Source organism: Streptomyces sp. NBC_01233 (assembly GCF_035989305.1).
Lineage (GTDB): Bacteria > Actinomycetota > Actinomycetes > Streptomycetales > Streptomycetaceae > Streptomyces.
Genome location: NZ_CP108514.1, coordinates 6,256,776 through 6,270,292 on the forward strand (window position 1 = coordinate 6,256,776; position 13,517 = coordinate 6,270,292).

12 protein-coding genes and 1 pseudogene are annotated in these 13,517 nt (G+C 70.1%); 3 read left to right on the forward strand and 10 right to left on the reverse strand.

Annotation, left to right across the window (positions count from 1 at the left end):
• Positions 1-60: 60 nt before the first annotated feature.
• From OG332_RS29975 to OG332_RS30010, 8 genes and pseudogenes are all read right to left on the reverse strand, one after another.
• A complete protein-coding gene (locus OG332_RS29975; protein WP_327416381.1) occupies positions 61-492 on the reverse strand; it encodes a hypothetical protein in 432 nt (143 codons plus the stop codon).
• A gap of 101 nt (positions 493-593) precedes the next feature.
• Complete coding sequence (locus OG332_RS29980; RefSeq protein ID WP_327416382.1) at positions 594-2,306, reverse strand: relaxase/mobilization nuclease domain-containing protein; 1,713 nt, start codon at positions 2,304-2,306, stop codon at positions 594-596.
• A 15-nt stretch (positions 2,307-2,321) separates the two neighbouring features.
• Positions 2,322-2,849 carry a MobC family plasmid mobilization relaxosome protein gene (locus OG332_RS29985; protein WP_327416383.1) on the reverse strand — a complete coding sequence of 176 codons (528 nt, stop codon included), beginning with the start codon at positions 2,847-2,849 and terminating at the stop codon, positions 2,322-2,324.
• A 248-nt stretch (positions 2,850-3,097) separates the two neighbouring features.
• Positions 3,098-3,289 (reverse strand): hypothetical protein, encoded by a 192-nt coding sequence (locus tag OG332_RS29990; protein WP_266578827.1) that lies wholly within the window; start codon positions 3,287-3,289, stop codon positions 3,098-3,100.
• A gap of 733 nt (positions 3,290-4,022) precedes the next feature.
• Positions 4,023-4,434 (reverse strand): annotated as a pseudogene (locus OG332_RS29995) (DUF2637 domain-containing protein); the annotation flags it as partial.
• A 91-nt stretch (positions 4,435-4,525) separates the two neighbouring features.
• On the reverse strand, positions 4,526-5,158 hold the full coding sequence (locus tag OG332_RS30000; RefSeq protein WP_327416384.1) for a WhiB family transcriptional regulator: 633 nt from the start codon (positions 5,156-5,158) through the stop codon (positions 4,526-4,528).
• 112 nt (positions 5,159-5,270) lie between these two features.
• Positions 5,271-6,026, reverse strand: a complete 756-nt coding sequence (locus tag OG332_RS30005) for an ATP-binding protein (protein ID WP_327416385.1) — start codon at positions 6,024-6,026, stop codon at positions 5,271-5,273.
• The gene (locus tag OG332_RS30010; protein WP_327416386.1) at positions 6,023-7,159 is read right to left on the reverse strand and encodes a hypothetical protein; all 1,137 of its coding nucleotides are present in this window, start codon (positions 7,157-7,159) and stop codon (positions 6,023-6,025) included. The genes OG332_RS30005 and OG332_RS30010 overlap by 4 nt, the downstream gene beginning before the upstream one ends.
• 1,039 nt (positions 7,160-8,198) lie before the next feature.
• Between OG332_RS30010 and OG332_RS30015 the strand changes: the two genes are divergently transcribed.
• The 3 genes from OG332_RS30015 to OG332_RS30025 all read left to right on the forward strand — a co-directional run bounded on the left by OG332_RS30015 (position 8,199) and on the right by OG332_RS30025 (position 10,919).
• Positions 8,199-9,548, forward strand: coding sequence for a helix-turn-helix transcriptional regulator (locus OG332_RS30015; protein ID WP_327416387.1), 1,350 nt, complete (start codon positions 8,199-8,201; stop codon positions 9,546-9,548).
• A 229-nt stretch (positions 9,549-9,777) separates the two neighbouring features.
• Positions 9,778-10,203, forward strand: coding sequence for an acyl-CoA thioesterase (locus OG332_RS30020; protein ID WP_327416388.1), 426 nt, complete (start codon positions 9,778-9,780; stop codon positions 10,201-10,203).
• 125 nt (positions 10,204-10,328) lie between these two features.
• Positions 10,329-10,919 carry an AAA family ATPase gene (locus OG332_RS30025; RefSeq protein ID WP_327416389.1) on the forward strand — a complete coding sequence of 197 codons (591 nt, stop codon included), beginning with the start codon at positions 10,329-10,331 and terminating at the stop codon, positions 10,917-10,919.
• Between the two features lie 114 nt (positions 10,920-11,033).
• On the opposite strand, the gene OG332_RS30030 is transcribed toward OG332_RS30025, so the two are convergent.
• Both OG332_RS30030 and OG332_RS30035 read right to left on the reverse strand, forming a co-directional pair.
• Positions 11,034-11,261, reverse strand: coding sequence for a transposase (locus OG332_RS30030; protein ID WP_327416390.1), 228 nt, complete (start codon positions 11,259-11,261; stop codon positions 11,034-11,036).
• A 91-nt stretch (positions 11,262-11,352) separates the two neighbouring features.
• Entirely contained in the window at positions 11,353-13,509 is a 2,157-nt protein-coding gene (locus OG332_RS30035; protein WP_327416391.1) for a hypothetical protein, read from the reverse strand.
• Between the last annotated feature and the right edge of the window lie 8 nt (positions 13,510-13,517).

Sequence of the window (13,517 nt, forward strand, 5' to 3'; positions counted from 1 at the left end):
GTGGCCGCCTCCTCGGAGCGGCAGGGAAGGAATACAGGGGTCCAGGGGCGCGGTACCCGATCAGTGGCCGATGGAGCGCAGGCCCTCCTCGAGCGTGCCGAACTTGCCGTTGCTCGGTCCGCTGTTGCGGTTGTACCAGGCGACGTCCAGCCGCGGCTCCAGGGTCTCGTGGCCGTCGCGGCAGCGCAGCCAGATCCGCCCTTCAGTGCACAGGACGACCCAGTCCCGGTATGCCTCGCACTGTGGGCAGGCACGGACATCGCCTTCGATGACCAGGGGGCGCGGCCATGGCATGAGCCGGCCCGCCAGGTCGTCATCGGTGTCCATGCGGAAGTCCGGCGGCAGGAAGTCGTCCACCACCGGGGCGGCCGGAGCGGGGGCGGGCGTCTGCTGGACCGGGTCGGGCCACTGCGGCTCCGGGTGCGCCAGCCACGGGACACCCGTCGGCCCCAGCTCCGTACGCTCTCGCTTGGCCTTCCTGCGACCGAACACTTGGGCTCCCCTCCCAGTCGGCTCCCCGTACACGGCGGTGGGTCAAGAAGCGTGCCCCATGGGCCCCACCTGCGGCAACTCACAAACTCCTGAAAGCCTGATCACCTCCGGCGGCGCTGCGTGCCCTTCGCTGCCGGGCTCTCGGCCTTCGGTCCCGCGGGGCCCGACGAGGCGGTGGCGCCGTCGGGCAAGGGCATCGCCTGTGCGTCGGTCGGCAGGTTCGCAGCGCGGCGCAGCCGCCACACCAGTACGTCGGACACCGACTCGGCGCTCCCCAGCTCCCGTCGGGCGGCGGCGTCGGCCAGCAGGGCGGTGGCGTCGTATCCGGCTGCCTCGGCATCGGCCAGGGTCGCCGTCAGCGCCGACCATCCGGCTTCGGCCAGGACCCGCTCCGCCAGCTCCGCCGGCAGCGCTTCCCGGACCCGGAGGACCTGGCGGCGCAGCACCGGAAGAGCCAGAGATCGGCCCCGTACGGCCAGCACGCCCATGGGCTGCGCGGCGGCGGCTCGGTAGGCGGTCCGCAGGTGCTCTGCCGCCAGGTGGGCGGCGGCGGCCTGCTGCGCGTGTGCCTTCTTCGCATGCCAGTGCCCGGCCACGATCACAAGGAAGAACACGGCGTCGATCACCATCGCAGTCGTCGCCCCGTCCTCCCCGCGCCCCAGGGCGGGACCGCTGTAGACGAGATCGCGAGCGGCCTGCCGCAGCGCCCGGTCGTGGCCACGCTCGGCTCGTACGTGAGAACGGGATGCCCGCTCGAACACGGAGGCGGCATCACGCAGTTCACGGCGGGTGTGGGCGGCACTCGTCTTCGCGAGGGCGTCGAGGATCTCGCCGGCCGCGGCGATGTACGCGGCCGTCGCCGCGTCGTCCGTCCCGTCCATGACGAGGATCGCCTGCCACACCGCCGCGCTCGCCCGACGCCGGGCCTGCGCCGGCCCCGACGCGGCCACCGGCTCGACGATCGGTTCATCCTGCCTGCGGCCGGACCAGCGCTCGCGGATTCGGGGCAGGGACAGATCTGCGGCGAGCTTCGAGCCCGGGTAGAAGATCGGTTCCCCGTCCTTGTTGAGGTCCCCCGGCAGGGCGACCGTGTAGCCCAGAAGGTCTCCGGAGGGTGCAACGCGCTTGCGGACCAGGACCCCGGAGGCGCCCAGTCGCTCGAAGAACTCCTCCTCGCTGGCAACGCCGGCTGCTGCACGTCGTACGGTCTCCCGCAGTTCCTCCCTGGGCGTGCGCTCGCGTCCCATGCGATCGGCCTTATGGCGTTCGGCGCTGGTGGGCCGCTGGGCGGCGGTGCCGTCACCCGGGTTGAGCTGGCGCAGGCCCAGTTCCTTCTCCAGGAGCCGGGCTTCGGCCTGGACGCGGACGGCGTCGAAGTCGAGGTCGGGCCGGTAGCCGTCCTCGCGGACCAGGGTGGCCAGGATGTGGATGTGATCGTCGGCATGCCGGACGGCGACCCAGCGGCAGCCGGAGCCCTGCTCGGGGTCGTCGATGCCCGCGGCGGCGACCATCCGGCGGGCAACGTCGCCCCACTCCTGGTCGGACAGGGTCCGGTCGGTGGGCGCGTTGCGTACCGACAGGTGCCACACATGCTTCGTCGGCCGCTCGTTCTCGTGGAGGTTGGCCAGGGGCTGGTCGAGGAGTTCCTGGAGCTGCTTGTAGGTGACTTCGGGGTCGCGGCCGGGGTCGGGGGCGGCGTGGTCCCAGGAGGCCACCAGGTGCGGGTCGATGTGTTCCTCGGCTTTGCCGGGCCCGTACAGGTAGTACAGAAGGCCGATGGTGCGCGTCCCGCGCTTGTGGATCTTGGGGACCATGACGGGTGGGGGTTCCTAGCGGTGTTCGAGGAGCTGGTCGGTGGCGGTCTGGACTCGGTGGATTGCCCGCTGCACGGCGATCAGCACGGCATGGAGCTGGACGTCCGCTGGCTGGCCACCGGAGTTGACCGCGCGGGCCAGCTGGTTGAGGTTGTTGCCGACGTGGCCGAGGTGCCGGCGGGCGGCGAAGAGCTCCGCGACTACTTCTCGTTCACCGGCGATGGCGGCGGAGGCGCGGTCTGGGTCGCGGGCGGCGGCAAGCCCGCTGCGGGCGAGAAACGCGGGCAGGCTCGTACGGGATGCAGCTGCTGCGGTGGCAAGGCGGTTCTTCTCGTCGTCGTTGAGGCGGACGCTGCAGACATGCGAGCGCTTGTTGGCGGCGGTCTTCGGCGAGCGCTTGCGCGAAGCGTTCTTCGTGGCGGGGCGCTTGCGGCGCGGCGCGGGCTTCTCCTCCGGCTGCGATCCGCCCTCGGTCGCTGCCTTGTGGACCGGTGCCCCCTGGCTCCGGTCCGCTCCCGCCACCCCTGGGGCGGGATGGGCCAAGACGCGCTTCCCCGACGGGGAAGAGTGTCTTGGCCGATAACTTGCTCCTTCTGGGAGCGAGTTGACGTCGGGAGAAGGGTCGTCACGAGCCCAGGATTCGGTCGACTTGACGGTCCTGTTCGGCGCCGGTTCGGGCTGGTTTTCAGCGGACTGCATGGGTGCATTGGCTCCTTCCGGGAGGCCAGGTGGTGGGGGAACGGGACGGCGGCCCGGGTGCTGGTCCGGGCCGCCGTAGGGACAGGGTTCGGTCACCGGCACAGGGGGCAGCGCTCGAAGTGCCGGGCCAGGGCCCGGGCCATGTTCTGCTTCACGCCCCAGGCGTGCCGGGTGCTCGCCTTCGCTGCGGTGCTGCCCTCGTGACGGGCGGCATGGCCGCGCAGGAAGGCGATGTCGCGCTCGTAACCGGCCTTCATGTCGGCGAATCGAGTGCAGGTCTTCATCGGTGGGTCGCTCCTTCGTGGGATTTGGGGGAGGCGGTCGCAGAGCGAAGCGCGGTCAGGACGGGGCCGATGTGCTCGTTGCCGAGGGGGATGCCACGGGCGCGCATGATGCTCCGCAGCTGGGTTCGGGTGATCTGCTCGTTCCCGTCCGCAGCCAGGGCTGCGGGGACGTCCGGGAGGACCAGCTCGACAACCTCTTCCTCGGACAGGCGGCGCGGTCCGGTCCGGCGTTCGGACCGTCCGGCGTGGACCTTCGCCCGGACGGTCCGAGGACGTACCGGTCCCGTCCGAGTGCGCCGCGGTCCGGGTTTGGGGCTGGGCCGGTCCGGTCCGGCGGGGGCGTCGGTCCGGGTTTCGTCGTGGTCCGGGTTCGGTCCGGTCCGGGGCTCCGTCGTGTCCGGCGGTGCGGTGGTCCGGCTTGGGTCCGGGTCCGGTCCGGGTTTGGGGCTGGGCCGGTCCGGTCCGGCGGGGGCGTCGGTCCGGGTTTCGTCGTGGTCCGGGTTCGGTCCGGTCCGGGGCTCCGTCGTGTCCGGCGGTGCGGTGGTCCGGCTTGGGTCCGGGTCCGGTCCGGGTTTGGGGCTGGGCCGGTCCGGTCCGGCGGGGGCGTCGGTCCGGGTTTCGTCGTGGTCCGGGTTCGGTCCGGTCCGGGGCTCCGTCGTGTCCGGCGGTGCGGTGGTCCGGCTCGGGCCGGAGCCGGTCCGGGTTTCGGTCGCGCTGTTCCGGAGGGGCCGGGCGATGCGCTGGTGGATCTGCCGCATCAGGACTCCGAAGGCGAGCATGGCGCCCGTCGGCGGGACGGCGGCGACCACGTAGTCCAGGACCGGGACCGGATTGCCGGTGGTGCCGCTGACGCCGGCGACGTTCAGCGCGATTGATCCGGCCGACCCTGCGGCCGTCAGCCCGATTGCCCACCAGTCCGTCACCCGGCGCAGACCCGCTCGCAGCATGAGCAGTTCGCCGGCGACGATGAACATGTCCAGCGTGGCGGGCCAAGCCCACTGCCGGATGGGCGAGCGGTCCAGGCCGTGCCTCCCAGCGACTTCGGCGAGGTGGGCGTAGGAGAGCCAGAATCCGGCGCCAGTCAGGACGATGATCACCGTCCCGGCAGCGATCAGGGCGTATCGGTCGGCGGTCTCCTCGGTCAAGGGCTCCCTTTCTCCGGGCTTGCTGTGGGGCGTGGTGTGTGGCCGCCGGCGGCGCGCATGGTCGTCCGGTCGGGAGGTGGCGCCGGGCAGGTCATGCCGCCTTCCGCAGAGCGTCGTTGAGCTCGCGTGTCTGGGCCTGGCGCGGTACCTGGCAGAACGTTTCCTCGGGTGCGCTTCCGTCGTCGCTGCCGGCGGGGCTGGCCTGGCTGTCCGCGGCGGGGACCTTCCAGTACCGGTCGCGGTCTGCCACTGCGTGCGCCGCCCGGCGCAGGAGGTCGCGGGCGTGGTCGAAATCGACCCCGAGGACGTAGGCCAGCCGTGTGGTGCTCCAGCTGCGTACGTGGGCGGCGCGGGTGACGGCGTCGCGTTCGGCGGCGGAAAGGTGGACGTCCCGGCCCATGAGGGCGGCGCGGACCCGCTCGTAGTCGAGTCGCTTGGCGACCTTGGCGCGCCAGGGCTTCCGTTCCGCCTCAGTCAGGCCGCCCCACAGGCCCCAGCGGATGTCGTTGTCCATGGCGTGCGTGAAGCAGTCCTGCCGCACGGGGCAGGCGCCGCACAGGGTCTTGGCCTCGGCGATGTCGGCGTGGGCCCGCGGCGCGGGGAAGAACATCCGGTCGGCTTCGGCAGTGTCCAGGTCGTGGCAGTTCCCTCGGTCGTGCCACGAGATGTCGGCGATGCCACGCAGGTCGGGCACGGGCTGGGTGTTGGTGGTGATTTCGCGCATGGGATGGGTCTCCAGGGCATGCCGGATAGCGGCGAGCGGGTGCGGCACGCAGCGGTGGGTGCCAGCTGACCGGCTCGCTGGCCGGGCGGTGGAAGGTGGTGGGCGCAGGTGGTCAGGCGGCGCGGAAGCGGCGGTCAGGGCCGTTGAGGTGGACCGGGGTACACATGCCGGACAGGCGGGAGATCACTCGGTCGCCGACCTTGTCCCGCAGCACCGGCTGCCCGGTCGCCATCCCGGGGGTACGCACCGGCGGCAGGTTCGAGGTGACGATCGTCGGCATCTGGTTCTGCGCACGCCAGTTCAGCAGCCGGAAGGTGATCTCCTCGTTCCACTCGGATGCTTTCGCAGCCCCGAGGTCGTCCAGGAGCAGCAGCGGTATCCGCACGATCCGGCGCAGCAGGTACTCCGGATCGCCACCGCCCCGGGCCCGCATCTCGCCGTACAGGTCGGCGGCGGTCGTGGCGTGCCAGCGCACCCCGCACCCGGAGGCGGTCAAGGCGCGGATTGCGGCGTACGCCTGGTGCGTCTTGCCGGCGCCGGTGGAGCCCCACAGCAGCAGACTGCGGCCGTGGGTGATCTCCCGCTGCCCGGCAGCCCCGAAGTGCGGGTTCAGCGGGCTGGCCGCGTGGCCGACGGCGCTGTCGGCGATGGCGCGGACCCACTCGCCTACGGCGGGGTGTTCGACCTGGGCCTCGCGGTAGTCGCGGGGGATTCGCAGCTGAGCGGCCTCCAGAGCGGGGATCGCTGCGAGGGTGTCCGCGATGGGGGCGGTGGGGTCGATGCCGCGCTCGGCGAGCTTGCGCCGCATCCAGGCCATCGCGGCGTTGTCCGCTGCGGTCTGGGGGTCGGCGAGGCTGGTGCGGTTCACAGGGCGACTCCGAAGATTCCGGCGGGCTCGGTGGGGTTGAGGTACGGCGTGTAGGCGGGAGAGGCGCTGGCCCAGGGCCCCGCGCCGGAGGCGGAGGACGGGCTCGAGTTTGACGACGGCGCTGGCCCGGAGTTGAGGAGCTCGTTGACCAGGCTCGGCAGGACGCTGGGGTTCAGCCCCTTGGCGCGCAGCCGCTCCAGCGCCGGCCTCAGGACGTCGGGGCCGTAGCCCTCGTCCAGCAGCGTGCGGATTTCCTTGCCCAGGTGCCCGAGCACCTTCTTCGGCGGGCGCCCTCCAAGGCATCCGCGCAGGTACTCGGCCATCAAGACCTTCGCCGACCACTCGCTCGCGTCGGCCGCTTCGAGCACCGTTTCCGGGGAGGAGCCGAGTGCGGGCGCCTCGCGCCCCCTACGGGAAGATCCAGGATCCAAGATCCTAGATCCAGACCGTGAGTCCTCAGTGAATGTGGCGCCCATCACGTCGTCTGCTCGGCCTGCACCGCCCTGACCTGCAGATTCCTTCGCGGGTGTTGCGCGAGGCGGGCAAGGGGGTGATGTGGCCTCGCTCTCACCCTCCTGGGTGGGAGTGGCGTGCGTCACGGCGGGGGTGGAAGCGGGTGAATCGGACGGAACGGTTCGCGTGAGTGCTCCGTGAGCGTCCGCGGAATCGCCTCCGCCGACGGTGCCGGTGGGCGCCCCGTGGGCTTCGGAGGGCGCCTGTCGGGGGATCGCCGCATGGGTCTGGGTGTGGCACTGGGGACGGTCGCACTCGCCGCACGCCTTCGCCGCCTCGTGGGCCGGGCAGCGGGGCAGTCGCGAGTCCGAAGCGCGGTTGATCTTCTGGTGTCGGTCCCAGGTCACGATGTGCAGCCAGGACTTGCCGTCGCAGCCTGTGTACCGGCACACGAGGCCGACCTCGGCCAGCTGCTCCAGGTCGCGGGCGACGTGAGCGGGGGTGTGCTCCGGGCGCAGCGCCCACAGCCGTCCCGCGATGATGGCCGCGTGGTCCCGGAACCGGCCGGAGTCGTCCGCCTGGGTCAGCAGCCCGAAGAACGTGAGCACCGCGGTGACATCGACGGCGGCAAGGTCCTCTGACTCGAACGCCTCGGGCTTGATGGTGCGTATGCGCGCCATCAGGCGTCACCCCCGCGCCAGAGGCCCGAAATGGGCGGGTGAGCGGTGTTCGCTGCACAGTCCGCAGCGGCGGCCCGAGGGTCCGGCCTTTCGCGCAGGGGCGTGCCCATGCAAAACTCTCCCTGAGTGATGCCGCAGCCGGTGTGCCCCGTTGGAAGGGCCGGCGCGGTGATGACGGGTCTCTCCGGCCTTTGCCTCGGCTGGAGATAGGGCTCTTCGCGTCCGGCGCCCGGGAGTTGCCTCTCCCGGGCGCCGATTGCATTTACGGACTAGCCGCTCGGTGTGTCCTGCATGCGTTCCTTTCGCCGGTCACCGGGTTGCCTCCCGGTGGGGGACGACGAACATACGCAGACGCCTGCGCAAGATCCAGACCTGGCTCTACAGTCCGTGAAAAGTTGTATACGCCAAGCATTTCGCCGATGTGTCAGAGCGTGCAGATGTGAGCCGCTGTGCGGCAGTGCCGCCCAGGCGCACTCCGGGCACGCCAAAAAGGATCTTCAAAGGAGCCCCCACGTTCATGAACCGGCAGGCTGTCGCTCTGTACCGGCTGGTCAGGTCTGGATTTAAGCCCGCAGGCAAAGGCTTCGTCAACGGCATCTCAAGGCCGAATCCACGCGCGTAGATGAGAGTGTGGGATGCATGGAGGCTGCGTGGATGATTCGTGTAACACCCTTTAGTCGCAAGGGGGTTGGATGGTTGGAGTCGACTTGCCGGAGCGGTCATCGGCGGCATGAATGATCATTCGCCCTCTTGCAAGAAAAACCGGCAAGGATTTGCCGCTTTCCTGATCATGGAAAACTGCAGGTGAGGGATTGTCCAGATTCGTCATGGAAGGCGGCTGGGTGTGGGTGAGCGTGGTTGCACGTTTAACCAACTGCCCTGTGGTCGACGCCACAAATTGGGGAAAGCGTTCAACGTCGTCGTATCGTCTTTGTGGGAGACATCCGGCCGGGGGGCCAGCATTCGTGCTGCCCCTCTTTTTTCATGCCCTCGACCGGATGCCGCGCCCTGCTGACTGCGGAGACAAAGGAAGAACCTCATGGTTGCTCAGGGGATAGTCCCCTTCGGCGATGGCCACGCCGAGAAAAAGGGCGCACACGGCGGAGAAATCGCCGGTCAGTTCATGGGGTTCGGCGGCTGGCTGAAGAGATGGCGCCAGGTAGCGGGGATCACCCAGGCCCCGGTGGCCAAGGCCCTCGGCATGGGGGTCCGGACCTACCGCAACGTGGAGAAGGGCGCAGTCCCGCCCCGGTTCACCAAGCCCCAGTGCGAGGCGCTCGCGGATCTCCTCGGGCTCGACAAGAGCGAGCGCCACGCCCTGCTGCTCTACAACATCGGCACCACGCTCGATGGTGACCCGCAGATCGACGCGAGTCCGGAGCTGCGCCGCGCACTTCGCCTGCTAATCGACAGGCAGATGCCCTCACCTACGTATCTGACCGACCGCAACTGGAACATCCTCGCGTACAACGCGGCGATGGCCGAGTGGTGGCCCTGGGTCATGGAGCCGCGCGCCAACCTCATGCGCTGGGCCCTGACGAACCCCGAGGCCCGCACCCAGTACCACGAATGGGAAATGCACGCCGCGGCCTACGTCCGCTTGTTGAAGTTCGCCCAGGCCACCCACAAGGACAACACCGAGCTCGTCGACCTGATCGCCGAAGTTCGCCAGAACCCGGACGTCGAGCGGATCTGGCGCACCGAGGCCGATCTGGAAGCCGACAGGGACGGTCACGTCTTCCGGATGATCATACCCGCCCTGGGCTGGGAGACCATCGAAGTCGTCTCCCACGTCCTGTACCCGGCGTCGATGCCGCACTGCCGGTTCGTAGTGATCACCTGGGTCGAGACCGAGTCCTCCGACGACGAGATCGACGCCCTTGGCGGCAAGCGCAACGCCTGGGCCCATGCTGAGGCCGGCTCACCCTCGACTCCGCAGCCCCCTGCCCAGGCCGAAGCCGATGCCGCCCGCCGCCGCGCGGCCCGTGCACTCACCGCCCGCCTCGTCGTCGACAGTGCCGACGAAGCCGCAGCGCTCGCCGGCCCCGACGGCGTCCCGCTCCCAGCACTCAGCGCACTGGCCGGTTCGGAGTGTCAGCTCACCCTGTCGCCCGAGAACCACTCCGTGGTGTGGGCCATCCAGGAAGTCCCTGGGGAGTGGGGCATCACGCAGCTGGGGGCCGGAGCCGTCGTCGACCGCATCCATCGGCCGATCGTCGACCCCCAGGCCCGAGCGGAGCTGAAGCTACTCCTGCGCGCCTCGCTGCCGGACTCCGACCAGGCGGCCATCAGCCGGCTCCATGGACAACTGCCCCAGGTCGACCTTCGGGCCGCCCTCCTTCGCGAGATCTTCAACGACCTCCAAGAGGGCGAGGGCCTGCCCCGCTAGCTGGTGTGGCTGGCGAGTTGACCAAGGAAAGTCACTTACTGTCACGGCTGGTGCTGTCTCCGTTTGGGGGCCTGGGGGTCGGGGTGTGGCCGTCCGGACGGCAGAGAACGTCCGGACGGCTGATCCCCGCAGCCCCTGGGCCTTTGACGACGGAAAGTGCGCCAGCCCGTCCTCGGATCGGCCGGGCGCCTCGAAGGTACGACAGATCCCACAACCCTCAGGAGTCACTGTGTCCCGACACATCTACGACTGCCCCGTTCGCTGGTCGGACCTCGACGCGAATGGACACCTCAACAGCTCCCGCTACGGCGTCCTCCTGGAAGAGACCCGAATGCGCATGTTCAGCATGCTGGTCCCCCAGGACCCCGCCGAGCGCCTGGCCCGCAACTTCCTCCTGCGCGAGCAGACCATCCGCTACCAGTATCCGCTGGAGACTTGGGAGACGCCGGTCCGCATCGAAGCTTGGGTGACCGACGTCAAGCGCGTCTCGCTCACCTTCCACTTCGAGGTCAAGGACGACGAGCACGTCTACGCCACCGCGACCTCCGTTGTGGCCGGCTACGACTCCATCCGCGGCGGCATCCGCCGCTTCGAGCAGGACGAACTCGACGTGTTCAACAGCTACGCCGACACCATCCAGGCCGCCGGCAACTGAACCGTCCCCCGCGAGCCCGGATTCATCGCCCTCCGGCTCGCGAAGAACGCCGTGCCCGATCCATCCCCGTCCTCACGGGACGACGCCACGAAGGGGAACTCCATGCTGACCTGTGAGAACACGCGATGAGCACGCCGACCCTGGTGATCGTGAGCGGCGGCCCCGGAACGGGGAAGACCACTCTCGCGCACGAGCTCGCCAGCGCCCTCGGATGCCCCGCGATCATCCGCGACGAAATCAAGCAGGGCATGGTCATGTCCCATCCGGGCTATCAGCGCGGCGGCGATGACCCCCTCAACTACCCAACCCTCGACGCCTTCTTCGGCGTGCTGAAGGTGCTCCTGGAGGCCGGAGTCACGGTGGTCGCCGAAGCCGCCTTCCAGGACCGGCTCTGGCGGCCGAACCTGGAGCCGCTCACCGGCCTTGCACACCTCCGTGTCATCCGCTGCACCACCGCGACCGACGTCACCCACGACCGCATCGTCCAGCGCGCCAAAGACAACGCACACCGAGCCGCCCACGGCGACCAGGACCTGCTCGAAGCCATCGCCGCCGGAGAGCACTCCCTCGCATCCTTCGTGCCGATCTCCATGGACGTCCCCACCCTGACCGTCGACACCTCGGACGGATACCAGCCAGAGCTGCCGGACATCACCAGCTTCGTCCGGGCGTCTGATCACGACGGGGTGTCCCCCGAGTCGAAGGTGGGCGGCTGAAGCGGACGCCGACGCCGGCGGCCCGCCACCGGGCACACATCCGTGTGTCCTCCTCCACCATCGCGGTCGCTGCGCTGGAGCAGGACTTCGAGGATGGCCCGAGGCCGGGCGCGGTCACAGGTGACGTCCGAGCACCTTGGCCCGTCGTGAGATCTCCTGCCACAGGCCGCTCTTCTCCCATTCGTAGTACCAATTGGCCACCGTGACAGGGGACCCGGCGGACAGCGCGAGATCGTCCCAGCGGGCGCCGGTGCCGAGCTTGCAGAGGATGGCCTCCACGACGGCTCGGTGGTCGTTGTTCTCCCACACCTCGCCGCCGCGTACGGGAAGGGCCTCCTTCACCGCGTGTCGTGGCCGGCGGCAGATGACTGCAGCGTCCGGGCCGCTGAGGGCGAATCCGTCGATGCGGGCCCGGCCTTCGCCTGCGGCGGTGTCAGAAGTGGATGCGGTAGTACGACCGTTCGCCGAGAAGGTCTTTGAGGCCGAGCGTCAGGGCGGGCTCCCGGCCGGCGCCGTAGGTGTCGGTGGGGCGGTCCGTGCGCAGATGCCGCCATGCTTGGGCGACCGGATCGTCGGCAGCGTCGAGATCGTGGCCGAGGGTCTGCAAGCGCGCCCCCCACTGCCGCACGACCTCGGCGGGGTTCCGGTCCGATTCGTCCGCGCCGCCCGGGGACAGCAGGCCGCGGATATCGTCCATGGTGATCTCACCGACGCCACCGGTGTCGGCCTCGCGGGCCAGGAGGTACTGGGCGAGGGTGAGCGCGGCGCAGCCGTCGCTGAGGCGGCCGTCGCCGACCCGGTGTCGCTTGAAGTGGCGGCCGGCCACTTCCAGGGTTCGGGACCATGCGTCCTGCCACATCTGCGGGCCGCCCTCGGCTCGCCATGTCTGTAGGCGGTCCACGAGCGGCTGCCGGGTCGGCGCCCACCGGGCGCTCTCTTCCTGTAGATCGGCCACAAGGGTGCGCACAGCTTCGGCCAGGGTCCGGCCGTCCTCGCTGTCGCGTACGGCAGGGGCAGACAGCGCGTACAGGACCTGCAGGAGAAGCAAGGTCAGCGTACGTCCCCCGTGGCGCTCGGGGAGCTTCGGCTGCAGGGCCGCAGTCAAGGCACGCGCGAGATCGTCGTCGTTCACGTCGATGGCCTCGACGAGCGCGACGTCCTCACTGTCCGGGCCGCGGTACCAGCTGCCGACGCGGCCTTCGTGCTCGCGCTCCTGGTACTGGGCGAGCGGCGGCAGCAGGCGGCGGGCCGCGTAGGCGGGGTCCGCCTCGCACAGGATGAGCCGCTTGAGGATGCGCCGTCCCAGGTCCTCGGGCGGGGCGCCGACGGGCGACATGATGGTGACACCGCAGCGGCAGTGCAGGGTGAGGGGATCGTCCCAGCATCCTTCGGCAAGGAAGGACGCGCGGCTGCCGCAGGCCGGGCAGGTAAACGCCTCCAGGCCGATCTCGTGTTCGTAATTCGGCTCGCTGATGGACGAGTCCTCGGAGATGTTCTCGTTCCACCGGGCGATGCCGGCGTCGAACCGCTTCAGCAGGATCCGGTCGACGTTGATCTGCCAGATGTAGTCGGCGCCATAGCCGCCGGGGGTGCCCTCGGCAGGTTCGTCCTCGCTGTAGCCGATGCGGGGCAGGGCCACGCGCCGGCCTTCCTCGGGCGTTGGCGCGGCAACCTGGACCTCGGTGCCTCCGGACAGCGCGGGTGCCCGGTGGGCGAGGGTGCAGGCGTGATGGGGCTCGCGCAGGCCGTGCGGGCAGTCCTCGGCGTGGACGGTGAGCGTATGCCGGGCGAGGCTGCACATCTCGGCGAGGAAGGCGGGGTTGCTCCGGGCGAAGCGCTTGACCGGCACGGTGATGTCGTCCGTGTTGGGCGGCGCCGCGAACGCGCTCAGAATCTCACCAGCCCGTTCCGGCTCCCGCAGCGCGGGCAGCACGCGGGTGAAGACCAGGGTGCCGAGCTTCTCGACGGGCACCTGGTCCTGGAGGGCCTGGTCGTGGAGCACCGCGCCCAGCACAAGTGCCACCGCGTGGACACCGTTACCCGGCAGGCCCGCCTCCCGGTGGCCGTGCACCCACCGGCGCCAGATCTCGGTGAACTCCCTTGCGGCCAGCGGCACTGTCGTGAACCACCACTCGACGAGGAGAGCGCTGATCGCGCAGCACATCTCAGCCAGCGTCTCACCGTCATGGAGCCCGACCGAATTCGCGAGCGTCAACTGGCCGACCAGCAACTCAAGGGCGTAGCCGACCGCGGCCCGCCGCTCGGCGGCCGTCAGCTGCTCACACACCTCGGCCAAGGGCTCGGCCGCGGTGGCGGCCCGCACCAGCCGCTTGAGCTCCGGCGCGGCGGGACCGAACCTGTCGTCATCGTCCGTCATGAACCCGGGGACCTCCCCGCGATGCAGACGCAGCGCGGTCAGCCGGCACACCTCCACCAGGCGCGCCACACAAGCCGGGTCACCGGCGACATCGTCCAGCAGCCGGTCCACGCAAGCGGCACAGCCCTTAATCGCCGCTGCCATCAGGGCACCGACCAAAGCCTCGTTGACCGCACGCCCGTCGGCGTTGAACGGTCCCCCGGGCAGTTCCACGGACCCAT

Coding starts and splice junctions, on each gene's coding strand:
- OG332_RS29980 (WP_327416382.1), bottom strand. CDS start 2,306: ATGGTCCCCAAGATCCACAAGCGCGGGACGCGCACCATCGGCCTTCTG.
- OG332_RS29990 (WP_266578827.1), bottom strand. CDS start 3,289: ATGAAGACCTGCACTCGATTCGCCGACATGAAGGCCGGTTACGAGCGC.
- OG332_RS30000 (WP_327416384.1), bottom strand. CDS start 5,158: ATGCGCGAAATCACCACCAACACCCAGCCCGTGCCCGACCTGCGTGGC.
- OG332_RS30010 (WP_327416386.1), bottom strand. CDS start 7,159: ATGGCGCGCATACGCACCATCAAGCCCGAGGCGTTCGAGTCAGAGGAC.
- OG332_RS30015 (WP_327416387.1), top strand. CDS start 8,199: ATGGTTGCTCAGGGGATAGTCCCCTTCGGCGATGGCCACGCCGAGAAA.
- OG332_RS30025 (WP_327416389.1), top strand. CDS start 10,329: ATGAGCACGCCGACCCTGGTGATCGTGAGCGGCGGCCCCGGAACGGGG.